Origin of the sequence: Allgaiera indica (genome assembly GCF_900106675.1) — a bacterium.
Classification (GTDB): domain Bacteria; phylum Pseudomonadota; class Alphaproteobacteria; order Rhodobacterales; family Rhodobacteraceae; genus Acidimangrovimonas; species Acidimangrovimonas indica.
In genome coordinates, this window is record NZ_FNOB01000003.1 from 36,951 (window position 1) to 62,844 (window position 25,894).

At 68.4% G+C, this 25,894-nt stretch carries 20 protein-coding genes; 8 read left to right on the top strand and 12 right to left on the bottom strand.

What is annotated here, in order from left to right:
* Positions 1-37: 37 nt before the first annotated feature.
* From BLV97_RS03445 to BLV97_RS03460, 4 genes are all read right to left on the bottom strand, one after another.
* Positions 38-2,473: a GcvT family protein gene (locus BLV97_RS03445; protein ID WP_035841906.1), complete on the bottom strand. Its 2,436-nt coding sequence runs from the start codon at positions 2,471-2,473 to the stop codon at positions 38-40.
* Positions 2,474-2,624: 151 nt separating this feature from the next.
* A complete protein-coding gene (locus BLV97_RS03450) occupies positions 2,625-4,142 on the bottom strand; it encodes an RnfABCDGE type electron transport complex subunit D (protein WP_035841908.1) in 1,518 nt (505 codons plus the stop codon).
* Complete coding sequence (locus tag BLV97_RS03455) at positions 4,139-4,855, bottom strand: FAD:protein FMN transferase (RefSeq protein ID WP_210184761.1); 717 nt, start codon at positions 4,853-4,855, stop codon at positions 4,139-4,141. The genes BLV97_RS03450 and BLV97_RS03455 overlap by 4 nt, the downstream gene beginning before the upstream one ends.
* A gap of 34 nt (positions 4,856-4,889) precedes the next feature.
* The gene (locus BLV97_RS03460; RefSeq protein WP_051646032.1) at positions 4,890-5,258 is read right to left on the bottom strand and encodes an FMN-binding protein; all 369 of its coding nucleotides are present in this window, start codon (positions 5,256-5,258) and stop codon (positions 4,890-4,892) included.
* A gap of 145 nt (positions 5,259-5,403) precedes the next feature.
* Here BLV97_RS03460 and BLV97_RS03465 point away from each other — a divergent pair, with 145 nt between their 5' ends.
* From BLV97_RS03465 to BLV97_RS03495, 7 genes are all read left to right on the top strand, one after another.
* Positions 5,404-6,060, top strand: a complete 657-nt coding sequence (locus tag BLV97_RS03465) for a response regulator (RefSeq protein WP_035841912.1) — start codon at positions 5,404-5,406, stop codon at positions 6,058-6,060.
* A gap of 8 nt (positions 6,061-6,068) precedes the next feature.
* Entirely contained in the window at positions 6,069-7,451 is a 1,383-nt protein-coding gene (locus BLV97_RS03470; RefSeq protein WP_035841914.1) for a sensor histidine kinase, read from the top strand.
* A 134-nt stretch (positions 7,452-7,585) separates the two neighbouring features.
* Entirely contained in the window at positions 7,586-8,620 is a 1,035-nt protein-coding gene (gene eutB, locus BLV97_RS03475) for a hydroxyectoine utilization dehydratase EutB (protein ID WP_035841916.1), read from the top strand.
* On the top strand, positions 8,605-9,591 hold the full coding sequence (locus tag BLV97_RS03480) for a cyclodeaminase (RefSeq protein WP_035841918.1): 987 nt from the start codon (positions 8,605-8,607) through the stop codon (positions 9,589-9,591). Before eutB ends, BLV97_RS03480 begins: the two co-directional genes overlap by 16 nt.
* A gap of 3 nt (positions 9,592-9,594) precedes the next feature.
* Positions 9,595-10,095: an Lrp/AsnC family transcriptional regulator gene (locus BLV97_RS03485; protein ID WP_035841920.1), complete on the top strand. Its 501-nt coding sequence runs from the start codon at positions 9,595-9,597 to the stop codon at positions 10,093-10,095.
* 103 nt (positions 10,096-10,198) lie between these two features.
* The gene (locus BLV97_RS03490) at positions 10,199-11,674 is read left to right on the top strand and encodes an NAD-dependent succinate-semialdehyde dehydrogenase (RefSeq protein ID WP_035841922.1); all 1,476 of its coding nucleotides are present in this window, start codon (positions 10,199-10,201) and stop codon (positions 11,672-11,674) included.
* A 26-nt stretch (positions 11,675-11,700) separates the two neighbouring features.
* Positions 11,701-13,071 (top strand): aspartate aminotransferase family protein, encoded by a 1,371-nt coding sequence (locus tag BLV97_RS03495; RefSeq protein WP_035841923.1) that lies wholly within the window; start codon positions 11,701-11,703, stop codon positions 13,069-13,071.
* A gap of 78 nt (positions 13,072-13,149) precedes the next feature.
* Here BLV97_RS03495 and BLV97_RS03500 read toward each other — a convergent pair whose 3' ends face one another.
* The 4 genes from BLV97_RS03500 to BLV97_RS03515 all read right to left on the bottom strand — a co-directional run bounded on the left by BLV97_RS03500 (position 13,150) and on the right by BLV97_RS03515 (position 20,014).
* A complete protein-coding gene (locus BLV97_RS03500; RefSeq protein WP_051646033.1) occupies positions 13,150-13,530 on the bottom strand; it encodes a response regulator in 381 nt (126 codons plus the stop codon).
* Between the two features lie 664 nt (positions 13,531-14,194).
* Positions 14,195-15,616 carry an efflux transporter outer membrane subunit gene (locus BLV97_RS03505; RefSeq protein ID WP_051646034.1) on the bottom strand — a complete coding sequence of 474 codons (1,422 nt, stop codon included), beginning with the start codon at positions 15,614-15,616 and terminating at the stop codon, positions 14,195-14,197.
* Positions 15,613-18,732 (bottom strand): efflux RND transporter permease subunit, encoded by a 3,120-nt coding sequence (locus BLV97_RS03510; protein WP_035841925.1) that lies wholly within the window; start codon positions 18,730-18,732, stop codon positions 15,613-15,615. The genes BLV97_RS03505 and BLV97_RS03510 overlap by 4 nt, the downstream gene beginning before the upstream one ends.
* Before the next feature lie 4 nt (positions 18,733-18,736).
* Complete coding sequence (locus BLV97_RS03515; RefSeq protein ID WP_081825046.1) at positions 18,737-20,014, bottom strand: efflux RND transporter periplasmic adaptor subunit; 1,278 nt, start codon at positions 20,012-20,014, stop codon at positions 18,737-18,739.
* 255 nt (positions 20,015-20,269) lie between these two features.
* Between BLV97_RS03515 and BLV97_RS03520 the strand changes: the two genes are divergently transcribed.
* The gene (locus BLV97_RS03520) at positions 20,270-20,704 is read left to right on the top strand and encodes a DUF5333 domain-containing protein (protein ID WP_143037488.1); all 435 of its coding nucleotides are present in this window, start codon (positions 20,270-20,272) and stop codon (positions 20,702-20,704) included.
* A 58-nt stretch (positions 20,705-20,762) separates the two neighbouring features.
* Here the strand turns inward: BLV97_RS03520 and BLV97_RS03525 are convergent, their stop codons facing one another.
* The 4 genes from BLV97_RS03525 to feoB all read right to left on the bottom strand — a co-directional run bounded on the left by BLV97_RS03525 (position 20,763) and on the right by feoB (position 25,892).
* The gene (locus BLV97_RS03525) at positions 20,763-22,208 is read right to left on the bottom strand and encodes a glycosyltransferase family 39 protein (protein WP_160169176.1); all 1,446 of its coding nucleotides are present in this window, start codon (positions 22,206-22,208) and stop codon (positions 20,763-20,765) included.
* Positions 22,205-23,308, bottom strand: coding sequence for a glycosyltransferase (locus BLV97_RS03530; protein ID WP_244520958.1), 1,104 nt, complete (start codon positions 23,306-23,308; stop codon positions 22,205-22,207). The genes BLV97_RS03525 and BLV97_RS03530 overlap by 4 nt, the downstream gene beginning before the upstream one ends.
* Before the next feature lie 213 nt (positions 23,309-23,521).
* Entirely contained in the window at positions 23,522-23,950 is a 429-nt protein-coding gene (locus BLV97_RS03535; protein WP_051646036.1) for a phosphate-starvation-inducible PsiE family protein, read from the bottom strand.
* 64 nt (positions 23,951-24,014) lie between these two features.
* Positions 24,015-25,892 carry a ferrous iron transporter B gene (gene feoB / locus BLV97_RS03540; protein ID WP_035841929.1) on the bottom strand — a complete coding sequence of 626 codons (1,878 nt, stop codon included), beginning with the start codon at positions 25,890-25,892 and terminating at the stop codon, positions 24,015-24,017.
* Positions 25,893-25,894 lie beyond the last annotated feature (2 nt).

The window sequence follows — 25,894 nt, forward strand, 5'->3', positions numbered from 1 at the left end:
ACTCCGGGGTCCGGGGCAGCGCCCCGGCCCCGCCCTCTCATCCCCGCAACCGCTCGTTCCGCGGATCCCACGGTGCCCCGTCCAGTACCTCCGCCGGATACCGCTTTCCGAAGATCTCCACCTCCAGCCGCATCCCCGGCGCCGCCAGATCCGCCTGCACCATCCCCAGCGCCAGCGAGGCGCCGACCCGGTGCCCCCAGGCCCCGCTGGTGGTCTCGCCGACCACGCGCTCGCCCTGCCAGAGCGTCGACATGTAGGGTGCGTCAAAGGCCCCGGCCGCCACCCGCAGGATCACGAAGCGCCTCGCCACGCCCGCCCGGGCCTCGGCCAGCAGCGCCGCGCGGCCACGGAAGTCGGGCTTGCCGAAATCCACGAACCGCTCCAGCCCGCCTTGCAACATGGTGTAATCGGTCGAAAGATCGCCCTTCCAGACGCGGTACCCCTTCTCGATCCGCAAGCTGTTCAACGCGAACATCCCGAAGGGGCGCAGGCCGTGGGGGGCGCCCGCCGCCATCAGCGCATCCCAGACCGCCGGTGTGTCGGCAGGGCGCGAATGCACCTCCCAGCCCAGCTCTCCGGCGAACGAGACGCGCAAGAGCCGCACCTTCGCCCCGGCGATCGCGGCCGCCTGCCAGCTCAGCCAGGGCAGGCCCAGATCGGCGTCGCTCGCCGCCGCAAGGACCCTGCGCGAGGCCGGGCCGGTGACGATCTGACAGGTCCAGTCCCCGGTTTCGTCGACCAGCGTCAGCCCGGGGTCGAGATGGCCGCGCAGCCACTCGAAATCATGCAATTGCGCCGCGGCGGCGGTGATCAGCCAGATCTCGTCTTCGGCCAGCCGGACCAGCGACATCTCGGTGACGATCCGGCCCCGATCGTCGGCGAAATAGCCAAGGCCCACACGGCCAACCCCCGGCACCCGCCCGGTGGTCTGGCGCGCCAGCCACGCCGCGGCGCCCGGCCCCGACAGCCGGAAGCGCGAGAAGCCGGGCAGATCGAGGATCCCCGCGGCATCGCGCACCGCGGTGCATTCCTCGGCCACGGCGCCGAACCACGGCCCCTCGCGGTCCCAGGTCCGGCTTGCGACCTCGGACGTGTTGTCGCCCGGCCGTGCATACCAGTTCGCCCGTTCCCAGCCGTTGTAGGCGCCGAAGACGCCGCCAAGCGCCGCCATCCGGTCGTGCACGGGCGACAGCTTGCGGCCGCGCCCGGCGGGCCAGGCGTGATGGGGGAAGTGGATGGCGTATTCATGGCCATAAACCTCCATCCCCTTGGCAATGCAGTAATCTTCGTCCTCGAAGCCGGTGAAGCGGCGCGGATCGCAAGACCACATGTCCCATTCGGTCGCGCCCGCGGTCACCCATTCGGCCAGCACCTTGCCCGCGCCCCCGGCCTGGCAGATGCCGAAGGTGAAGACACAGGCCTCATAGGCGTTGGGCAGGCCCGGCATCGGTCCGATCAGCGGGTTGCCATCGGGGGTGTAGGGGATCGGGCCGTTGATCACGCGGGTCAGCCTCGCCTCGGACAACAGCGGCACCCGCGCCATGGCGTCGCCGATATGCCATTCCAGCCGGTCCAGATCGTCGGGAAACAGCTGGAAGCTGAAATCGTCGGGGAAGGGATCGTCGCCGCCGGTCCAATGCGCCCGGCAATCGGCCTCATAGGGTCCCAGATTGAAACCCATCTTCTCCTGCCGCAGGTAGTAGGAGCTGTCGACATCACGCAGAAGCGGCAGCTTGCGGCCCTCGGATCTCGACCATTCTTCCAGTTCCGGGATCGTGTCGAAGAGCATGTATTGATGGCTCATGACCATCATCGGTACGGCGCGGCCGAACATGGCGCCCACCTCGCGCGCGTAATAGCCGGCGGCGTTCACCACCACCTCGCAGCGGATCTCTCCCTTCGCGGTCTCGATCACCCATTCGCCGCCCGCGCGCCGCACGCCGGTCACCGGGCAGAAGCGCTCGACCCGGGCGCCGAGGTCGCGCGCGCCCTTGGCCAGTGCCTGCGTCAGCTGCGCCGGGTCGATATCGCCGTCATGGGGATCATACAGCGCCGCCGTCAGGTCATGCGTCTCGACGAAGGGGTAGTGCGCGCGCAGATCCTCGGGGCCCAGAACCTCCAGTTCCATGCCCTGATGGCGGCCCATGCCGCGCACGCGCTCGAATTCCAGCCGCCGCTCGCGCGTGTGGCCCAGGCGGACCGATCCGGTGATGTGATAATTCATCGGATAATCGACCGCTTCGCCCAGGCCGCGGTAAAGCTCGGCCGAATAGCGCTGCATGTTCATGATCGCCCAGGACGATGAAAACGTGGGCACGTTGCCGGCCGCGTGCCAGGTCGACCCGGCCGTCAGTTCACTCTTCTCCAGCAGCAGCGCATCTGTCCAGCCGGCCTTCGCCAGATGGTAGAGGCACGAGGCCCCCACTGCCCCGCCGCCGATGATCACGGCCCTTGCCTGCGTCGGAAACGTCACCTGCCCCTCCCATCGGTTGGCGCAGCATGCCGCGCCTGGCCGGCGCTTTCAATCCGGCAGAATGAAGCCGTTTGTCAAAACGCCGATCAAGGGCGCGGGCCCACGGCCGGGGGGGCGCCGGCGCCGGTGCAAGCCGCCATCGCAGGGCGCTTCAGGCGAAGCCGGGAAAGTAGTCGACACGGATGCGGCGGCGGGCGACGCCCAGTTCGGCAAGCGATTTCTGGAAATGCCGCACCATGCTTCGGGGCCCCGAGACATAGAAGATCCTGTCGCGGAAATCCGGCACTTCCCGCGCGATCAAGGCGCAATCGATCCGGCCAGCATGACCGGGGTCGACCTCGGGCTCCGGATCGGACAGGGCGTAGACGGTGCGCAGGCCGATCCGGGCGCGGGCATCGTCGAGGAGTTCGGAATACGAGATGTCGGCGGCCCGCGTCGCGCCGTACAGCAGGACGGCGGGGCGAAGGTCGCCGGTATCCATCATGTGCTGGATCATGCTGCGAAACGGCGTGATACCGATGCCGCCGGCGATGAAGACCAGCTTTTCGGTCCGGCGCGGCGGCAGGGTGAAGCCGCCGCCAACGCGCGCGCCATGGATCATGTCACCTGGTCGCATCCGCGCCAACGCCTGTTTGAAGGCGCTGGGGGCGGGGTGGAATTTCACTCCCAGCCGAATCTCGGCGTCGCCGGGCGCCGATGCGATGGTGAAGGTTCGCCGATTGCCGCGATTGTCGGGGGTCGGGACGTCCAGCGTCCAGTCCAGATATTGCCCGGGTCGGAAGCGCAGCGGCCGGTCCGGGGAGAAGACGTAATCATAGCAGGCCTCGGCGGTGCGCTCGATCCGCTTCAGGCGCAGCCGGTAGCCGCCCTTGTGGCCGATCGCGAAGGCAAACAGATTTCCGGCCAGCAAGGCCATCTCGGGCGTCGGGTAGAAGCTGCCGAAATGGGTGTTGGGCGATGACAACGCGCCCACGAGAATGCCGTAAAGGATGCGTGGGGCGCGGGCCTGGGGGGCGGTCTGCGGCTCTGTCAGCATGGCGAAGCCGGCGAAGAAAAGCGGCGAATAGAGCACCGAGAATTGCAGCGTCTGGCCGATCATCGCCAGTGGCGAAGTCGCCAGCGCAAGGCCCAGACTGGTCAGAAGATAGGCGCCAACCATGTCGAAGCGCTGCATCTTGCGCACCACCAGCACGCCGCCGATCACGACGACCACCAGCAAAAGCGGGCTGCCGTCCACCCACCAGGTTGCGGGCTGGCCCACCGCGAGGGCCGCCGCGACCGCACCCAGCGCGACCGGGTTGAACAGGTGCCTGCGCCGCACCGTCAGCAGGAATTTCGACGCGATCGCGGCAGCCGAGGCCACCATCAGCCCCAGCACGCCGATATGGTCCCGCGCCGCCACCGGCGGCATCAGAAGCACCAGGATCAGCGCGGTGATATGGACCGAGTCGGTATTCACCGGCACCCGTAAGGCCCAGGCAAAGGCGCGGTTGACCGCCCAGCAGGTGGCGGTGACGATCATCACCGACAGCGCCAGCTGCGCCGGATCCGCGGGGCTGAGCCCCCAGAAGCCGCCGATCAGCGCCACCGCGACCAGCGCCGCGACGTAGTACAGCACCAGGCGGTACATCGTTATCCGGTTCAAGGCCGCGTCCAGAAATCCAGTCATGTCACAACCAATTCGTTGAAGCCCGAGGTCATGGTCGCGACGCCATCCGCGCCAACCATGTAGCCCTCGAGTCCGGGGGTTTCCTCGATGAAGGTGATGCCGTCCTCTTCCATGGCGAAGGCGGCAGTGGCGAAGCGGTCGGCCTCCAGCACGTCTGGGCCGATCACGGTCAAGCTGACGATGCGGGTGATCTCGCGGCCCGGATCGTGGGGATCGTAGATATGCTGGCCTCGGGCCGCGGTGCCCGAGGTGGCGATGCCGCAATCGCTTAGCCCCAGGACCTTGATGATCTCGTCCCGGGCGAAGGGGTTCGACAGGCCGACGCGCCAAGGCCCGCCCTCGGCATCCAGGCCCGACAGCTCCATGTCGCCGGCGATCTCGACGCAGAAATGCCGGTGCCCCAGCCCACGCAGCAGATCGGCCGCGCGCTTCAGCGCCCAGCCCTTGACCACGCCCGACGGGTCGAGCGCGCCGTCTGGGCGCCGGATGCGGAAATAGCCGTGGGTCTGGGTCTTGGTCATGTCCGCCAGGTCCAGCACGTCGCGCATCTCGGCGCTCAGGTCCCCGGCGGAGATCTCGCCGCGGTCGAAGCGGCACAATTCGCTGTCCCGGCGATAGGGGCTGAAACGCGCGTCGGCCGCCTGAAGCAGCTTGAAGACCGCACCAAAGGGGGCGAAATCGGCGGTGTCGCGGATCTCGACGATCACGGGCATGCCCATGATCTGGCAGACATGACGAGGCATCTTGTCAAAGCGCCCGGTCGAGCGCGCTTTGCAGCGATTCCAGATAGGCGCGGCTGTCAAGCGAGGCGCCCGAGACGTGGCGCACATGGGTGCTTTGCGCGGCGATCACCTCGCGTTCCAGCCGGGGCAGGGCGCGGCGCGCGATATAGCGGCTGGTCGACCGGTCGTGGGGCGCGCGCAGCACCTCGACCCGGGCAAGGCGGCCGTGGCGGATGATGGCGCGGACCTGCACCCTGCCGTAATAGGCGCTGTAGCTGCGCCCGGTATAGGCGCCGTCGCGCAACCCCCGCGCGACGGCCGGGGCCAGCCCCAGGCCGGCACTGACCGCGAGGGCGGCGCCAAGAATTCGGCAACTCTCTTTCCATCTGCTCATGATAGGCTCATATCTTTTCGTGCTTTGCGTGGGCTTCGGGTACCGTCCTGGCCTGACGTGAAGCTGAAAGCGGTGCGGCGTGGCGATCAGACCGGCGTGATCGGGCGGAAGGCCGCCGTCGCCGGGCGTGAAGCGGGAGGGGCAGATGCGCGTTCTGTTGGTTGAGGATGATCCCGCTCTGGGGGGGGCGGTGCGCGAACACATCGCAAGCCTCGGCTATGGCGTGGATCTGGCGCCGACGCTGGAAGAGGCCGAGGCCGCGCTGGGCATGGTCGGTTACGAGATGCTGATCCTCGATCTTGGCCTGCCCGACGGCGACGGGCTGGACCTTCTGCGCCGCCAGCGCCGCGCCGGGGCTGAGCTGGGGGTGATCATCGTCACCGCGGTGGATCAGATCGCGCGGCGGATCGAGGGTTTGAATAGCGGTGCCGACGATTACATCGTCAAGCCCTTCGACCTGGATGAGCTGACCGCACGGATCGCCTCGGTCCTGCGGCGCTACAGCGGCAATCCCAATCCGCTGGCCCGGATCGGCGAGGTCGAGGTGGACATCGCGCGGCGGATCCTGCGCAGGGGAGAGGCGCGTGTCGACCTGACGGCGCGCGAATGGGCGGTGCTCGAGCGGCTGCTGCGCCATCCGGGCGCCATCGTCGGCAAGCCCGAGATCGAGGATTCCCTTTACGCCTTCGGGGCAGAGATCGAGAGCAACGCGGTCGAGGTCTATATCAGCCGGCTGCGCAAGAAGCTGGGCCACGGCGCCATCGCCACCGTGCGCGGTGCCGGCTACCGGGTCGAGCCTTGAGCCGGGCCATGCCCGGGCATCTTCGGCGCGGGCTTCGGCCGGAACCCTCGATCACACGGCGGCTGGTGCTGAGCCTGACGCTGGCGACGGTGGTGATGTGGTGCCTGGGCGCGGGTTACGCCAGTTATGCCTCTTACCGGCAGGTCAGCGCGGCCTTCGACGCGGCGCTGCGCCAGACCGCGCTGCGCATTCTGCCGCTGGCCGCCGACGACGCGATTTCGCACGAGGCGGACGACGCGCGCGATATCGCCCGCATGATGGACGGTGGCGCGGTGCACATCAGTTATGTCCTCAGCGACGACAGCGGCAAGGTGTTGCTGCGCGAACGCGGCGCGCCGCAGATCCCGTTTTCGAACGACCGCAGGCCGGGGTTTTCCACTGCCCACGGCTACCGGATCTATTCCCGCCGCGATCCGGTGAAGGGGCTGACCATCACCATCGTCGAATCGATGCGCGACCGCAGGCGCGCGCTTTACGACAGCATCACCGCGATGTTGGGGCCCTTGCTGCTGCTGGTGCCGCTGAACATCCTGGCGATCTGGCTGGGGGTGCGCGGGGCGCTGCGCCCGATCGAGCGGCTGCGCGCCGATATCGCCGCCCGCGACGGCCGCAACCTCGCCCCCCTTGACCAATCCGGCCAGCCGCGGGAACTGCGGCCGATCGCCGATGCCGTCGCGCGGCTGATCGAGCGTCTTGCCCGCGCGCTGGACGCCGAGCGCGCTCTTTCGGCCAACAGCGCGCATGAACTGCGCACCCCCATCGCCGGCGCCCTGGCGCAGACCCAGCGTCTGCTGGCCGAGACACAGGACCCCCCGGCGCGCGCGCGCGGGCAGGAGATCGAGGCCACCTTGAAACGGCTGGCCCGTCTTTCGGACAAGCTGATGCAACTGGCGCGAGCCGACGCCGGGATCGGGCTGCATACCACGCCTGTCGATCTGAAACCGATCTTCGACGTGGTGGTGATGGACACGGCGGCCCACTGGAACGCCGCCACCCGGGTGCAGGTGGCGGCGGGGGGCGTGGAAAGCCTTTGGGCCGCGATGGATCCCGACGCTTTCGCGCTGGTGCTGCGCAATCTGCTGGACAACGCCCTGGCCCATGGACCCCGGGACGGGGCGGTGCAGGTCACGCTGGACCCCGGCGGCCTGTTGCGTGTCGAGAACGGCGGCCCGGTGCTGCCCGCGAAGGTCCTCGCGACGCTGACCCGGCGCTTCGCGCGTGGCCGGACCGGGGCCAGCGGCGCCGGGCTGGGCCTGGCGATCGTGCAGACGATCGTCGGGCAAAGCGGTGGCGCGCTGCGCCTGGTCTCGCCCGCGCCGGGCCGGTCCGACGGCTTCGCCGCAGAGGTGCAGTTGCCGCTTGTCGCGGCCAAGGCCCTCGCCAAGCTCTGAGCCCACCCGGGCCCGGGGAATCATCGGGCCGGCTATGCCGGGGCCGCGCTACCTGGGCCATCCGCCCCTTGGCAGTGCCGCCCGATCCGACCATGCTGACCCGGTTGGATGCGAAGGGTGACGGAGGCCGACAGATGACATTCCAGACCGGCGTTCCCTGCCTGGCCGATGTGCTGGCCGCAGCGCAAAGGATCCTTGGCATCGCGGCGCGCACGCCACTGGTACCTTCGCCCTTCCTCACCGATCGGCTGGGCGCCGATTTTCTGCTGAAGTTGGAGATCGCCCAGCCCATCGGCGCGTTCAAGCTGCGCGGCGCGGCCAATGCCATCGCCGCCGTGCCCGATGGCGCGCCTGGTGTCGTGTGCTGCTCGACCGGCAATCACGGCCGGGCGGTCGCCCATGCGGCGGCGCGGCGCGGGCTTCGTGCGGTGGTGTGCCTGTCTGCGCTGGTGCCCGAGGCCAAGCTTGCGGGTATTCGCACGCTGGGCGCCGAGCTGCGCATCGTCGGCCGCAGCCAGGACGACGCCCAGGCCGAGGCCACCCGTCTGATGGCCGAGGCGGGCTTGGCCGAGATCCCGCCCTTCGACGACCCCGCCGTGATCGCGGGGCAAGGCACGCTTGGGCTGGAGATCCTGGCCGAGCGTCCCGATATCGGCACGCTCCTGGTGCCGCTGTCGGGCGGCGGGCTGGCTGCCGGGGTGGCGCTGGCGGCGAAGGCGATCAAGCCCGACGTCCGGGTGATCGGCGTTTCGATGGATCGCGGCGCGGCGATGGCGGCCTCGATCGCCGCGGGCCGCCCGGTGGCGGTACAGGAAGTGGCCAGCCTGGCCGATAGCCTGGGCGGCGGCATCGGGCTGGACAACCGGCTGAGTTTCGCGCTTTGCCGTGATCTGCTTGACGCGGTGGTCCTGGTCACCGAAGAGGAGATCTACCGCGCCCTGCAGGCGCTTTTCCATGAAGACCGGCTGGTTGCCGAAGGTGCCGCTGTCGTCGGCATTGCGGCGCTCTTGTCGGGCAAGCTGGCGGGCCAGCTGGACGCGGGCGCGCCGGTGGCCACGATCCTGACCGGGCGCAACCTCGACATGGGGGTCTTGGCGCGGATCGTGACGGGGGCGGATGTGGAACTGGACGGCAAGATCGTGAAGGGGGCGCCATGGCGCAGGACATAAGGATCGTGACCGAGGCCCAGCTACGCCAGGCCCTGCCGCTGGATCTTGCCGCCGTCGAGGCCGTCGAGGGCGCCTTTGCCGCGCTGGCGAAGGGTGGCGTGGTGATGCCGCCGGTCATGTCCATGGATCTGGCGGCCGCGCATGGCGAAGTCGATGTGAAGACCGCCTATATCCCGGGCTACGACGGCTTCGCCATCAAGGTCAGCCCCGGTTTCTTCGACAACCCGAAGCTGGGGCTGCCCAGCCTGAACGGGCTGATGGTGCTGTTTTCGGCGCGGACCGGTCTGGTGCAGGCGCTGTTTCTCGACAACGGCTATCTGACCGACCTGCGCACCGCCGCCGCCGGCGCCGTGGCCGCGCGGCATCTGGCGCCCTCGCGGGTAACGACGGCGGGGGTGATGGGCACCGGCGTGCAGGCGCGCCTGCAGATCGCCGCCGCGCATCTGGTGCGGCCCTTCGCGCGCGTCCTTGTATGGGGCCGCGATCTTGCCCGCGCGCAGGCCTGTGCGGCCGACATCGCCCGTGATCTGGGCGTCGAGGCCCGGGCCGAGGCCGATCCGGCGCGTCTGGTCCGCGACAGCCAGCTGGTCGTCACTACCACGCCCGCGAAGACACCGATCCTGCGCGCCGAATGGCTGCATCCGGGCCTGCATATCACCGCGATGGGTGCTGACCAGGCGGGCAAGAACGAGATCCAGCCGACCGCGCTGGCCGCTGCCGATCTCTATGTCTGCGACCGGGTCAGCCAGTGTGAAACGCTGGGAGAGTTGCGTAGCGCGCGTGCCTCGGGTGACTGGACCGGGGCCACACCGCCGGAGCTGGGCGCGGTGGTTCTGGGCCGCTCGCCGGGGCGGGGTTCGGAGGATCAGGTGACCATCGCCGACCTCACCGGCACCGGGGTGCAGGACACCGCCATCGCCTGCCACGCGCTTCCCCGGCTGGGGGACGCCGGCAGCGTGATCAGGGCGTGAACCATGCAGCTTGACCGGCGCGATATCGAAATCCTGCGCGTGCTGTCGCGCGAGGGGCGGATCACCAAGACGGCGCTGGCCGAAAAGGTGGGCCTGTCGCCCACGCCCTGCTGGGAGCGGCTGAAAAAGCTGGAGAGTGCCGGCATCATCGTGGGCTATCATGCCGAGATCGCGCTGAAGCGGATCGGCCCCCATGTCACCGTCTTCATGGCCGCCGAACTGGCCGACCACACCGCCGCGCGCTTTCGCATCTTCGAGGACGAGGTGCGCCGGCGTGACGAGATCACCGCGTGCTGGGCGCTGGGCGGCGGCTATGATTACCTGCTGCAGGTCATCGCGCGCGACATCGACGCCTATCAGCGGCTGGTCGATGATCTGCTAGAGGCCCATATCGGGCTGGCGCGATATTTCACCTATATCGTGACCAAGCCGGTGAAGGGCGCGGGCGTGCCGCCGCTGGCGCTGATCGCGGGGCTGGGGGCGGCAGAGGATTCCTCTGCCTGACCCCGGGGTGGGGCGATGAAATCGCCTGCCTGGCGCCCCAAGTTTGGCCCGATCGTCTGACCGCCTTGGCGCAGTCTTGCGCCGAACGATCAGGATGATTCCCATGCTCGATACAGCCCTCTCGCTTCGCGGCGACATCACCGACAAGCGCCTCGTGCGCAATTTCTCCTATCTTGGCGGCAAGTGGACGGCGGCGGCGGACGGCGCCACCTTCGTCGTCACCGACCCTGCCAACGGCGCCCAGGTGGGCGAGGTGGCGGCGCTGACCGCGGCCCAGGCGCGCGACGCGGTGGACGCGGCGCAGGCGGCCTTTCCCGCCTGGTCGGCGCTGCTGCCGCAGGATCGTTCGGCCCTGCTGCGCCGCTGGTTCGAACTGATGGGCGAAACCCGCGAGGATCTGGCCCGCATCATGGTGCTCGAACAGGGCAAGCCGCTGTCCGAGGCGTGGGGCGAGATCGACTATGCGGCCTCGTTCATCGAATTCTACGCCGAGGAGGCGAAGCGCCCCAATATCGAGGGCGTCACCAGCCATCTGCACGACGCCGAGGTCGAGGTCTGGCGCGAACCCGTGGGGGTGGCGGCACTGATCACGCCGTGGAACTTCCCCGCCGCCATGCTGACCCGCAAGGCCGCCGCGGCGCTGGCCGCGGGCTGCACCGTGGTCGCGCATCCTTCGGCCGAGACCCCGTTCTCGGCCCTGGCGCTGGCGGAGCTTGCCGAACGCGCGGGCTTTCCGCCGGGTGTCTTCAACGTGGTCACCGGCGACGCACCGACGATCGTCAAGCCGTGGACCGAAGACACCCGCGTGCGCGCGCTGTCGTTCACCGGCTCGACCCGGGTGGGGCAGCTTCTTTACCGCCAAAGTGCCGCGACGGTGAAGCGGCTGGTGCTGGAACTGGGCGGCCACGCGCCGGTGATCGTCTTCGCCGATGCCGATCTCGACCACGCGGTGGCCGAGACGATGAAGGCCAAGTTCGCCACCTCGGGCCAGGATTGCCTGGGTGCGAACCGGATCTTTGTCGAGCGCGGCATCTATGACGCCTTCTGCGCGCGCTTCGCCGAGGCCACGCAGGCGCTGACCGTCGGTCCCGGGATGGACGACCCCGACATCGGCCCGCTGATGAACGAAGCCGCCGTCGCCAAGCAGGAGGAACACGTCGCCGACGCGCTGGCGAAGGGTGCGCGCCTTGTCTGCGGCGGCGCGCGGCATCCGCTGGGGCCGCTTTTCTATCAGCCCACGGTGCTTGCCGACGTGCCCGAGGAGGCGCTGATCCTGGCCGAGGAAACCTTTGGCCCCGTCGCGGCGATCCTGCCGTTCGATACCGAGGACGAGGTCGTCACCCGCGCCAACGCCACCGAATACGGGCTGGTCGCCTATCTGCACAGCCTTGATCCGCGTCGGATCTACCGGGTCAGCCGGGCGCTGCAATTCGGCATGGTGGCGGTCAACCGCACCAAGGTGACCGGCGCGCCGATCCCCTTCGGCGGCATGAAGCAGTCCGGCATCGGCCGCGAAGGCGCCCGGCTGGGGATGGAGGCCTTCACCGAGGTCAAATACGTCTGCCGCAACTGGGCCTGACACCGAATTCAACGAAAGGACGCAAGATGCTGAGAAACGATCAACTTGAAAGCTGGGACCGCGAGAACTTCTTCCACCCGTCGACCCATCTCGCCCAGTTCGCCCGCGGCGAGCTGCCCCAGCGCGTGGTCACCGGCGGCTCGGGCGTGTTCATCGAGGACCGTGACGGCAATAAGCTGATGGATGCCTTCGCCGGCCTCTACTGCGTGAACGTGGGCTACGGGCGCACCGAGATCGCGGACGCCATCGCCGCGCAGGCAAAGGAACTGGCCTATTACCACTCCTATGTCGGCCATGGCACCGAGGCCTCGATCACGCTGGCGAAGATGATCCTCGACCGCGCGCCCGCGAACATGTCGAAGGTCTATTTCGGCCTTGGCGGGTCGGACGCGAACGAGACCAACATCAAGCTGGTCTGGTACATGAACAACATCCTCGGCCGCCCCGAGAAGAAGAAGATCATCTCGCGCTGGCGCGGCTATCACGGATCCGGCCTGATGACCGGATCACTGACGGGGCTGGAGCTGTTTCACAAGAAGTTCGACCTGCCGCTGACCCAGGTGATCCATACCGAGGCACCCTATTACTTCCGCCGCCCCGATGCCGCGATGACCGAGGCCGAGTTCACCGCCCATTGCGCGGCCGAACTGGAAAAACTGATCGAGGCCGAGGGCGCCGACACCATCGCCGCCTTCATCGGCGAGCCGGTGCTGGGCACGGGCGGCATCGTGCCGCCGCCCGCGGGCTATTGGGAAGCGATCCAGAAGGTCTTGAAGAAGCACGACATCCTGCTGATCGCCGATGAGGTCGTCACCGGCTTTGGCCGTCTGGGCACGATGTTCGGCTCGGACCATTACGGGATCGAGGCCGACATCATCACCATCGCCAAGGGGCTGACCTCGGCCTATGCGCCGTTGTCGGGCTCGATCGTGTCGGACAAGGTGTGGAAGGTGCTGGAGCAGGGCACCGATGAATTCGGCGCCATCGGCCATGGCTGGACCTATTCGGCCCATCCGATCGGCGCGGCGGCGGGTGTCGCCAACCTGCGCCTGATCGATAGCCTTGGCCTGGTCGAGAACGCCGGGACGGTGGGGGCCTACCTGAACCGCGCGATGAAAGAGGCGCTGGGCGATCACGCCCACGTCGGCGACATCCGCGGCGAGGGCATGCTTTGCGCCGTGGAATTCGTCGAGGACCGCGACGCGCGACGCTTCTTCGGGGCCGAGCGCAAGGTGGGGCCGCAGATCGCCGCGGCACTGCTGAAGCGCGACGTGATCGGCCGGGCGATGCCGCAGGGCGACATCCTGGGCTTCGCGCCGCCCCTGTGTCTGACTCAGGACGAGGCCGACCGCATCGTCGCCGCGACCCAAGAGGCCGTGAGCGAAGTATTGGGCTGAGGTCTGGAACCCATCGGGCGCGCGTCCTGACCGGCGCGCGCCCCGACTGGCGCGCGTCTCGCCCTCGCCGGGGCCTTGTTAGGAAATCACCGCGCGCACGGCGCGTTCGATTTCCAGCGGCGAGGACGGTTTGGGGCAGATTCGCGCCCCGGGATAGCGGCGCGCCAGCGCGCCGGGGTCCGCGTGGCCGGAATGGAAGATGATCGGCACATTGGCGGCATGCAGCGCATCGGCCAAATCGTAAACCTCGCCATCGGTCAACTGGACATCGAGGATCGCGACGTCGGGCTTGCGCCCTGCCATCGCCGCAAACCCGGAGGCCACCGATGGATAGGGGCCGATCACCGCCAGCCCCATGTCTTCCAGAATGAATTGTAGGTCGAGGGCCACGATCGCCTCGTCCTCGAGGACAAGAACGCCCAGGCTTGTCCCGATCGCCTCATCCCTGCTCAGAACCATGCTCGCATCTGTCATAGCTAAACCTGCTCACGCGCTGTGTTCCCAGCGCCTCGATATGAACCTGCCTTGCAAGCCGAGCGGTCGACAGATTTTTCAGCGTGGTGCCGAAACCTATGGCCGCGCCCTTGCTTGACGGGAATAACGCGTGATCCCGGAATTCGTTCCACTCAAGCACAGCAATTGCCGTGTTTTCAACCCCTTCGCGAGTCTCGCGCTGCAATATCTATTTAATTGTCTCCGAATTGGCGTCAATGCTGGCTTAATATACATGCTTGTATCCAATTGGTAAAAAATTGGTAAACAAGAGGGGCCCGTTTCAGGCCAAATATATGTGGCCACCGGTGACGGACTTCGACCTTGTGCGCTGCGGCAAGGACGATCTGGCGGGCCTTCGGGGGGGCAGGGGCAGATCGGCCGTGCGGCACGGCCTGGCGCGGCGGCAGGTCGGACCGGCCCCCGCAGCGACCGGATCGTGCATCGGTGCCGCGCCAGCCAAGTGCAAATTTTCAAGCCCTTCGAGTTTCGCTTGCCGTCAGGGTACGGCGCGTGGCGAATGGCCGTCCGCGCTCGGTATCGGCGGCGATCACCGAAATGGAGCGACAGGCCAAGCCGCCCCGGCAGATTGCGACGCGCGAAGGGCGGATCCGTTTTGGCGTGGGGCGGGTCAATCGGCCGATCCGGGCCTGGTTCCATCCTTGGCCCTGGTCTTGATGGTGCCGGCGGGGCCATTGGCGGCCGGGGCGGCGATCCGCCAGCCGCGCCCGACCGCAATCTGCAACTGCGCCCAGCCGGCGGCGCGGGATTGCTGGGCGCTGGCCAGCGAGAGCTGGGCGCTGGCCAGCGAGCGCTCGTTGGTAAGCAGGTCGATCAGGGTGGTCGTGCCGGCCTGATAGGTCTGGCGCGACAGCGAAACCACCTTCTGGAATGCGCGAACCGCATCGCGCGCGCGGGCGACCGATTGTCCGGCGCGGATATAGGAGGATTGCGCCGCCTGCACGTTCTGCACCGCGCTCAGCACCGTGCTTTTCCAGGCCAGTTCGGCCTGTCTGGCGGCGCTCAGCTTGGCGGCGGCGGCGGCGGCCAGGGCGGGCTGGTTCAGGATCGGCGCCAGCAGCGAGGCGCCGAAGCCCCAGCTTTGGGTGCTGGCGGTGGTGATCGTGCCGGTCAGGCTGATCTGCGGCAGGCGGGCGGCATCGGCCACGCCCACCGCGGCGATGGCGGCGGCATAGCTGCGTTCGGCCGAACGCACGTCGGGGCGGTTGCGTAGCAGGTCGGCGGGCACGCCCGGCGCGGCATGGGTGCGCGGCGCGGGCTGCGCGCCACCGCGGCTGAACTGTTTCAGAAGCGGCCCCGCGGGTTCGGCCAGCAGCGTGGCCAGCGCATAGACCGCGCCGTCATAGCCATTTTCCAGCGCCGGCAGCGTGGCGCGCGATTGCGCCAGCGCGGCGTCGGCCTGGGCCACGTCCAGTTCGGTCGCGGTGCCGGCGTCCAGCTGGGCATGGACGATGCGCAGCGTCTGGCGGCGCGACGCGATGGTGGCGCGCGTGATCGCCGCGGCGTTCTGATAGTAGCGGGCGTTGATGTAGTTCGACACCAGGCTGGACAGGAAGGTCAGCCTGGCGGTGCCCACGTCCAGCCTGGCCGCCTGCAGCTGGGCCAGCGCCTGTTCGCGCGCCTGCGCCGCCCCGCCGAACAGGTCCAAAACCAGCGACGGGCTGAAGCTGGCCTTGTCGGTGTTCGAGACCCCGCCGGTCAGGTTCGTCCCCCGCGTGGCAGAGGCCGACACCCCGCCGCCGATCAGCGACGCTGCCCCGGTGGTGCGCAGCGTGGCCTCGGCCTGCACGACGCGCTCCAGCGCGGTCCGGATCGACAGGTTCTGCGCCAGCCCCCGCGCGGTCAGCCCATCGAGCATGGGATCGCGGTAGTCGCGCCACCACATCTGGGTGCTGACATCGCCCACCGTCCGGGCGCTGCCGCCGACATAGCTGGCCGGCAGGGCGATCGTGGGCGCCTTGAACTGTGGCCCCGCGGCGCAGCCGGCGAGCACAAGCATCGTCAGGGCGGCAAGAGGTCGCGTGGGGGTCATGAGGTCTCCGATGGGCGCTTGAAAGACAGGGCCTGGGTGAGCTTGCGGATCAGAACATAGAAGGCGGGCACAAGGAAGACGCCGATCACCGTCGAGGCGATCATGCCGCCGACCACCCCGATGCCGATGGCGTTCTGCGCCGCCGCCCCCGCGCCGGTGGCGGTGGCCAGCGGCAGCACCCCCAGGATGAAGGCGAAAGAGGTCATCAGGATTGGCCGCAGCCGCAGCCCGGCGGCCTCGATCGCCGCCGACAACAGGTCGCGCCCTTCGTGGCGCAGGCGTTCGGCGAATTCCACGATCAGGATCGCATTGCGCGAGGCCAGGCCGATCGTGGTCAGCACGCCCACCTTGAAATAGACATCGTTCGACTGGCCCAGGAAATAGGCCGCCGCCACCGCGCCCAGCATCCCCACCGGCACCGCCAGCATCACCGCGAAGGGGATCGACCAGCTTTCATAAAGCGCCGCCAGCGCCAGGAACACCACCAGCACCGACAGCGCGTAAAGCAGCGGCGCCTGCGCCCCGGACTGGCGTTCCTGATAGCTGATCCCGGTCCAGGCGGTGCCGTAGCCGCCGGGCAGCCGTTGCACCAGCTTCTGTATCTCGTCCATTGCCTGCCCCGAGGAATAGCCCGCCCCCGCCGAGCCCGAGATCTGCACCGCCGAGACCGCGTCATAGCGTTCCAGCCGCGGCGGCACCGGCTTCCACGAGGTGGTGACGAAGGCCGAGAACGGCACCATCTCTCCCGTCGTGTTGCGCGCGTACCAGTTCATCACGTCGGAGGGCTGCATCCGGTAGGGCGCGTCGCCCTCGACGATCACCGGGTTCAACTGGGTGCCCAGCAGGAAATCGTTCACCGTGTCGCCGGCGAAGATCACCGACAGCATCTTGTTGATATCCGACAGCGACAGCCCGTAGCTTTCGGCCTTCTGCTGGTCGATGTTGATCTGCAGCGCGGCCTGATCGCCGGTCGCGTCGGCGCGCACCGAGGACAGCATGGGATCGCGGTTGGCCTCGTCCGCCAGGGACTTGGCGGCGGCCTGAAGGGCGGCGCTGCCGTTGCCGGCCTGATCGATCAGGTACATGTCGAAGCCGCCGGAATTGCCGATCCCGCGGATCGCCGGGGGCTGAACCGCAAAGATCTCGCCGGCGCGGAGCGTGTGGAAATACATGTTGGCGCGCCGCGCCAGCGCGGGCGCCGCCATCGCCGGGTGGCCGGCGCGCACCGAGAACGGCTTTAGCCGCACGAACAGCATCGCGTGGTTCTGCCCCGACCCCGAAAATCCGAAACCCAGCGCCGCGAAGGTCGAGGCGACGGCGTCCTTTTCCTTGGTAAGATAGAATTGCTCGACCTGCTTCACGGTGGCCAGGGTCTGCTGGCTGGTGGCACCCTCGGGCAGGGTGATGATGGTCATCAAGACGCCCTGGTCCTCGGTCGGCAGGAAGGAGGAATTCATCCGGCTGTAGATCATCCAGGCGCCGCCCAGGATCACCGCCAGGATCAGCGGCATGACGATCAGCCGCCGCGCCAGGCTGCGGGCAGTGCCGCGATAGAAATTGCGCAACCCGTCGAAGCCCTGGTTGAACCAGCGCGCGGGGGCAAAGCGCGGCGCGGCGCCATGGGATTTCAAGAGACGCGCGCAAAGAGCCGGCGACAGGATCATCGCCACCGCCAGCGACAGCGTCATCGCGGTGACGATGGTGATGGAAAATTGCCGGTAGATCACCCCCGTCGCGCCGCCGAAGAAGGCCATCGGCAGGAACACCGCCGACAGCACCACGTTGATCCCCAGCAGCGCCGAGGTGATCTGCCCCATGCTCTTGCGGGTGGCCGCCATGGCCGACAGATGTTCCTCTTCCATCAGGCGCTGGACGTTTTCCACCACCACGATCGCATCGTCGACCAGCAGGCCGATGGCCAGGACCAGCGCGAACATGGTCAGCGTATTGATGCTGAAGCCCGCGACATAGAGCACCGCGAGGGTGCCCATCAGCACCACCGGCACGGCGATCAGCGGGATCAGCGTGGCGCGCCAGGTGTGCAGGAAGACCAGCAGCACCAGGAACACCAGCACCACCGCCTCGATCAGCGTGTGATAGACCTGCTGGATCGACAGCTCGACGAAGGGAGAGGTGTCGTAGGCCACCTTAAAGGCGGTCCCCGGGGGCAGGGCGGATGCCAGCTTGGCCAGCGTCGCCTTCACCGCGGCCGATGTGGCGATGGCGTTGGCGCCGGTTTCCAGCTGCACGCCGAAGCCCGCGGCGGGCTTGCCCGAATAGCGCGAACTGACGCCATAGCTTGCCTGCCCGATCGCCACCCGCGCCACGTCGCCCAGCCGCACGGTGGCGCCGCCCGAGGTGGTTTTCAGCAGGATGTTCTGGAACTGCGCGACGGTGCGAAGCTGGCTTTGCGCGGTGATCGTGGCGGTGAATTGCTGGCCCTTCACCGTCGGCTGGTCGCCAAGCGCGCCGACCGAGACGTTGGTGTTCTGCGCCGTCACCGCGCTGACCACGTCGTTGGGCGTCAGCTGGTAGCGCAGCAGCGCCATCGGATCCAGCCAGATCCGCATCGCATAGCCCGAGCCGAAGATATGGATGCCGCCGACGCCCGGGGTGCGCTCGATCGGCTGCTGCACCACATTGGTCAGGATATTGCCCAGCTCGGCCGAGCTGTAGCCGCCCTTTTCCGCCACCAGCGAGCCCACCATCAGGATCGACGACGACCGCCGCGTGACTGATACGCCCAGGGTCTGCACCGAGGTCGGCAATTGCCGTTCGATCTGGCCCACCTGGGTTTGCACGTCGCTTTGCGCGGTGACCGGATCGACCGATTGGTCGAAGGTCACCGTGATCGCGGATGCGCCCTGCGAAGAGGTGCTTTCCATGTAGATCATGCCGTCGAGGCCGGTGAGCGCGTTCTCGATCACCCGGGTCACCGAATCCTCGACCGTCTGGGCCGAGGCGCCGGGGTAACTGGCGCTGATATGGACCTCGGTCGGGGCGATCGAGGGGTATTGCGTGACCGGCAGAAGCCGGATCGCCGCGACCCCGGCCAGAACCGTCAGAATCGCCAGCACCCAGGCAAAGATTGGTCGGCTGATGAAGAACGTGCCCATATCGTCAATTCCCGGCCTTTGCAGGCGCCTCTTTCGGGGCCGTGGCCGCCACGCCCTTGCCCGCCACGCCCTTGCCCGCCACGCCGTTGCCCGCCGCGCCCGTGGCCGCAGGCCTGGCCTTGTCGGTGACCACCCCGTCGGGTGTGATCGCCACCGGCGTCGGCGCGATCTTGGCGCCGGCGCGCAGCCGCGACAGCCCGTCGACGATCAGCTCGTCGCCGGGTTTCACCCCGCCGGTCACGATCCAGGCGTTATGATAGGTGCCGCTGGTGGTCAGGGTCACCTGATGCGCGGTGCCGTCCCGGGCTATGAAGGCGGTCAGCGCCCCGGTCGAGGCACGCGTCGTCGGCCCCTGCGGCACCAGGATCGCCCGCACGCTGCCAAGCGTCACGTTCACCCGCACGAACATGCCCGGCAGGATCCGGCGGTCGGGGTTGTCGAACTGGAAGCGGAAGGTCGTGGTGCCGGTCGAGGCCGAGACCGTCGCCCCCGGCGACACCAGCGTGCCCTTGCCCTTGAACACCTGGCCGCTATCGAATTCGAGGCTGGCCTCGAGCTTGTCGCCCGCCTTCAGCCGCCCTGCGGCGATCGCGTCGCGGACTTCGTTGATGCGGCGGATCGATTCCTCGACATCGACATAGATCGGATCCAGCCGCGTCACCGTGGTCAGCGCTGTGGTCTGGTTCGCCGTCACCAGCGCGCCCACGGACACCGTCGCGACCCCGGCGACGCCGGTGATCGGGCTGCGCACCACCGTGCGGTCAAGGTTCAGCTGCGCCGTTTGCAGGCTGGCCTGAGCCGACAGCAGGCTGGCCTTCGCCTGCACCACCGCGACCTGGGCCGTGCTGACCTGCTCTGCGGTGATCCCCTTGTTTTCCAAGGCCTTGTAGCGGTTCAGCGTGGCCTGGGCATTGGCCAGGGACGCCTGCGCCTGCGCCACCGCGGCCTGGGCGGCGGCCGCCTGGGCCTTGTAGTCGTCGCCGTCGATGCGAAACAGCACCTCGCCCTTTTGCACCCGATGCCCGGGCCCGTAGGGGATCGCCTGTACCACGCCCTCGACCCGGGGGCGGATGTCGACCTGTTCATAGGCCACGGCGCGGCCGGGCAGGGTGACGCGATAGGGCACATCGGATCGCGCCAATGTCACTACCCCCACCTTGGTCGGCCCCACAGGGTGGCCGGGGCCGCCGGGACGCTGCTGCGCCAGGACGGGCGAGGCCGCGCACAGAAACACAACCGCGGCGCGGCCACACAGCGCCGCGTGACGGCGGGTCAACAACATATCAGGCACCTGTCCCCCTGGAATTCATCATGGTTCGCACCGGGACTACCGCGCCCGCCGATCAGCGTTCTACGCGTCGCGCGCCCGCCTCCGTCGCCAAAAGGACATGTCTTGGGGCGAAATGACGAAAACGTGATCGTCGGGCGGCTTCTTGCCGAATGTCGTGGCGGGATTTTCCGCGGCGGGATGCAAGTGGCGCGCGTTACCGCTATATCCGGGGGGCGCAACCGACCACAGATGAAGCGAGACCCACGAATGACCCAGTCACTCAAGCCGCTTGCCCTTGGTATGATGCTGGCCACCCTGCCCGCCGCGGCGTTCGGACCGGTTGCCGCCGCCACCGCGCCGGCGGTGCCGCTGGTCCGCAATGCCCACGTCATGGACCAACTGGTCGCGGCGCGTACCGCCGATGTGATCCGCCACCAGTGTCCGACGATCTCGGGGCGGCTGATCAAGGCGTTCTTCAAGGCCGAGGAGTTGAAGGCCTATGCACTGAACCATGGCTATTCGGCCGACCAGATCCGTGCCTTTCTGAAGGACCCCAAGGCGCGCAAGCTGGTCGAGAGCCGGGCCGACGCGCGACTGGCGAAGTTGGGGGCAAAAGCTGGTGACGCGCAAAGCTACTGCAAGGCGGGCAAGGCGGAAATCGCGTCGGGCTCGCTGGCGGGGTCCCTGCTTTACGCGCGTTGACGCCGCCGGTCTGGTGGCCCGGCAGGGGCGCGGCTCGATCCCCGGCGCAAGCCCCAGTTCAATTCCCGGCGCACGGCCCGTGCCGGAGGCCGCGTACCTCCGTCGCGGAATAGCTTTTCAGAGTGATGCCACCGCTTTTGCGTTCCAGCACGCGGGTGGGGCCGACCTGGTTGAACAGGATCTGCGGCGCAAGCGCTGCGGGTCGGGCCTGGATCAGCAGCGCGGGCCGGTCGCACAGATCGCGCGGGAAGCCGCCGCGAAAGCCCCAGCGTTCGGGTTCGGTCAGGGCCCGGACGGGCACGCCCGGCAGCGCGAAGGCCAAGGCGCCGGTGGTGCCGTAATCGACGGTGGCGACCCAGATCGCCCCATCCTGAGCCATCAGCGCGTCGATCTGCCGGGTCAGTGCCGGCCAGCCCTTGGTCTGGTTCGGGGGGTTGTCGCCGCGAAACACCGGCTTGCCGGGCCAAAGCGCCAGCGTCAGTGCCAACGCCGACAGTCCCAGCGCGCTTGCGGTGGCCAGCGCGCGGCCGGGGCGCAGGTCAGCGCGCCCCAGTGCGGCCAGCGCCGCAAGTCCCGGAAACAGCGGCACGATCCAGTTCGCCTGAATCGCATGGCCCATCGAATGGACCAGCAGGTAAAGCCACAGCGGCGCCGAGAACCACATAAGTCTCTGCGCCGCCGCGCCTTCGCGCCACGCGGCGGCCAGCGCGCGCCACAGCAACAGGGGCGTCACCGTCAGCACCGCCATGGCGATGAACGGCAAGGTGGCGTTATGGGTGGGCCCGGGCTGATCCAGCCGCCCGAACTGCCGCGCCAGCCCCAGCCAGCCATGTGTCGCGCTCCACCACAGGAAGGGGGCCAGCAGCGCGGCGGTCAGCGCCATCGCGGCCCAGGTCACAGGGTGGCGCAGCTGCGCCCGACCGACGGGCGAGGCCAGCAGCCACAGCGTGACCGCGACCCCCAGGAACAGGTTGGTCAGTTTCGACAGCACGCCCAGCGCCATCCAAAGGCCCGCCAGCGGCCAGTGCCGCGCGGGCGCTTCGGGCGCGCGCAGCACCGCCAGCGTCGCCAGCGCCCAAAACAGGGTAGAGGGCGCATCCGGCGTGGCGGTGAAACCCAAGGCGAATGGGACCGCCATGCAGTTGAACATCAGCGCGGCCCATCGGGCAGCCGCCCCGTCGCCACCGGCCGCGCGGGTGATCGCCGCGGTGATCGGCGTGACCAGGGCAAAGCCCAGCACCGGCACCAGCCGCACGGCCAGCGTTCCGTGGCCCAGCAGCGCCTCGCCGATGCGGATCCACAGCGCGATCATCGGCGGATGGTCGTAATAGGCGGGTTGCAGGTGGGTGGACCAGAGCGCGTAATAGGCCTCGTCCTGAACCAGCCAAAGCCGCGCGGCCAGCACCAGGTGCAGCGCGGCGAAGATCAGGGTGGTCACCCAGACCGGCGGGGGCGCCATCTCTGGGCGCGAAGAGCCGAAAGACGCGCCCGCGCGCCGGCTCAAGGCGCCCTCCAGGTGACCAGAAGGCTTGCCCAGAAGTTCCAGATCGCCCCCGCGATCGCGCCGACGACGCTGGCCAGCGCCCATTCCGGCACTGCGCGGAACACCGCGCTGGCGACGCCCAGGTTGATCAGCGCGCCCACCGAGCAGACGGCATAGAACGACAGCAACCCGCGAAAGAAGGCCCGTCCGCGCAGCCGCCGCTCGCGCCACGTGATGGCGTTGTTGAGCGCGAAGTTCGAGGTCATCGCGGCCAGCACGCCCAACGCCTGGGCCGGCTCGAAGCCTAGCCCCGGGAAGGCCATGGCCAGGCGCACCACGGCCAGTTGCACGAAGATGCCGGTGAAGCCGACGAAGCCGAACAGCACCAGCCTGATCGGCAACAGGCCCGAGGTCAGGCGGGTAATCAGCAATCCGAGAAATTCCAATGCTACGGTTCCGTCCATCTTGGATTCGCCCGCCACCCGCGGGCGGAAATCATAGGGCACTTCGGCCACCTTCCAGCGTCCGCGGGCGGCCGCCAGCATGTCGGCCAGCAGCTTGAAGCCCTGGCCCTGCAGCCCGGTCGCGACCTCGTTGAAGGCCGGCCGGCGGACCATGAAGAAGCCCGACATCGGATCGCTTGCGCGGATGCGCAACAGCTTCAGCGTCAGCGCCGTCGCACGTTCCGATCCCCATTGCCGCACCCGCGACAGCCCGCCCGCCGAAGATCCCCCCGCCACGTTGCGCGACCCGATCACCAGATCCAGCTCCGGGTCGGAGCCGAGCACCTCGTACATGGCGCGCAGCCGGGTCTCGTCATGCTGCAGATCGGCGTCGATCACCGCCACCACCGGCGCGGTCGAGCCCAGGATGCCCTGGATGCAGGCCCCGGCCAGCCCGCGCTGGCCCTTGCGGTGAAGCAGCTGGATGCGGTGGTTTTCGGCGGCGACCGCCGTGACCTCGGCGGCGGTGCCGTCGGGGCTGTCGTCGTCGACGAAGACCGCCTCCCAGTCGATGCCGTCCAGCGCGGCTTGCAGCCGGGCGACCAGCGGGCGGACATTGGCGCGTTCGTTGAAGGTCGGGATGACCACGGTCAACGCGGGCCAGCACGGCTCGATCATCGTCCCGTCTTCCCGCCTGCTTCCTGCCGCATCCATCGTTCTCCCAATCCGCTCGGCCCTATATCGGGCGAATCTGACGCCAACCTTAACGGTGCCCTCACAGGGCGGGAAGGCCGGCCCCGGCGGCTTGCCCGCAGTCAGGGGGCGTGCCGGGGGGTACACGGAGCGGGCCGCCCCGGCAAGGGTTGTGGCCAAGGGTTGTGGGGCCGGCGGTCAGTCGCGGCCCGTATTGGGCGGGAAGCGGCCGGTGATCGAGCGCGCCACGACCAGCACCAGCAGCAGCAATGCCAACTCCAGCAGCGCCTCGGCCTGCGCGGTCTCGGCATAGATCCGCTCGATCATGTGGCGCAGCACGAAGACGGCGACCACGTCGATCAGCGCCGACAGGCGGATCCGGCGCAGGTGGATATAGTCGATGATCGATCCGAACAGCTCGATGATGATGAAGACATCGAGGATGCCGGTCACCAGATCGCGAAACTGCACGTCGTTGAGGGTGACGTTCTTGAGGTTCGGGATCAGGTTGAACAGCGTGGTCAGGATATCGGCGAAGGCGAACACCAGGGTGGCCAGCATCACCAGAATCAGCCCGATGACGATGGCATTCACGATGTTTACGTAGATTTTCAGAACCTTGTGCATCGCGGCCTCCCCAAGGTGCCGCGAACCCTATTCCCGGCCCGTGGGCCGCGCAAGCCGGCGCATGCTAGCCCCAGCCCAGCAGCACCGCGCCCTGATAGGTGACGAAGGCCGCGACATAGGCCAGCGCCAGCATGTAGCCGAAGGCCAGCCACATCCATTTCGCGCCGCCGGCCTCGCGCCGGATCACCGCCAGGGTCGAGATGCATTGCGGCGCGAAGATATACCACGCCAGCAGCGCCAGGGCCGTGGCCAGGCTCCATTGCTGGGCAAGCACATGGCCGATCTGCGCTTCGCCCCCGCCCGAGATCGCATAGACCGTGCCCAGCCCTGCCACCGCGACCTCGCGCGCCGCCATTCCCGGCACCAGTGCGACCGAGATCTGCCAGTTGAAGCCCACCGGGGCCAGCAGCGGATGGATCAGATTGCCGATCATCGCGGCGAAGCTGTAGGTGATCGCGGGTTCGGTGGCGCCGGGGGGCGGCGCGGGGAAGGTGGCCAGCGCCCAGATCACCACGGTCGCCAGGAAGATCGTGGTACCGGCGCGCTTCACGAAGATCCGGCCGCGTGTGTAAAGGCCGATCGTCACGCTTTTCAGCCGGGGCATCTTGTAGTCGGGCAACTCCAGCATGAAAGGCGGGGACGGCGCATGCCGCCAGAACAGCAGTTTCGCCGCCAGAGAGACCGCCAGCGCCGAGACGATCCCGGCGGCATAGAGGCCGAACATCACCAGACCCTGCAGGCTAAGCACGCCCAGGATCGCGCGATGCGGGATGAAGGCCGAGATGAGAAGCGTATAGACCGGGATCCGCGCCGAGCAGGTCATCAGCGGCGCCACCAGCATCGTCGTCAGCCGGTCGCGGCGGTTGTCGATCACGCGCGCGGCCATGATGCCGGGAATCGCGCAGGCGAAGGAGGACAGCAGCGGGATGAAGGCGCGGCCGTGCAGCCCCGCGCCACCCATGATGCGATCCATCAGGAAGGCCGCGCGCGCCATGTATCCAAGGTCTTCGAGCAGCAGGATGAACATGAACAGGATCAGGATCTGCGGCAGGAACACCAGGACCGAACCGACCCCGGCGATCACCCCGTCTTGCAGGAACGACTGGATCAGCCCCGGCGGCAGGGTAGTGCCGACCCGCGCCCCCAACGCGTCGAAGCCTCCCGCGATCAGGTCCATCAGCGGCGCGGCCCAGGTGAACACCGCCTGAAACATCACGAACAGGATCACCAGCAGGATCGCCAGCCCCGCCACCGGGTGCAGCAGCACATTGTCGATCCGGTTGGTCAGCGTATGGGGTTTCGCCGGCGGGCGCACGGCTTGCTTGATCAGCCGGTCCGCGGTGCGCTGGGCTGCGCGCAATTCCAGCGCGCCCGGGGGCGCCCAGCTGTTTTCGGCCGCCGGCGGCAGGCCCCGGGCCGCCAGCGAGTCAAGCTTGTCCCAAAGCGCCTGCATTCCGGCCTTGCGCACCGCCGTGGCGGGGATCACCGGAATGCCAAGCCCCGCCTCGAGCGCCGCGATGTCGATCTCTATCCCGCGGTGGCGGGCGATGTCGTACATGTTCAGCACCAGGATCAGCGGCCGCCCGGTGCGCCCAAGTTCCAGCACCAGCCGCAGCGCCGAGCGCATGTTGGTCGCATCGGCCACCGCCAGCAGCAGATCGGGCGCGGCCTCGCCGGCGCGCCGGCCCAGCACCATGTCGCGGGTGACTTCCTCGTCGGGGCTACGGGCGCGCAGGGAATAGGTGCCGGGCAGGTCGACCACCTCCAGGCTGTGGCCTGCGGGCGTGCGCAGCGTGCCGACCTTGCGCTCGACGGTAACGCCGGCGTAGTTGCCGACCTTCTGCCGTGATCCCGTCAGCGCGTTGAACAGCGCGGTCTTGCCGCAATTTGGCACGCCTACCAGCGCCAGCCGGCGCAGCCTGTGTGGTATTCCGTCGGGCATCT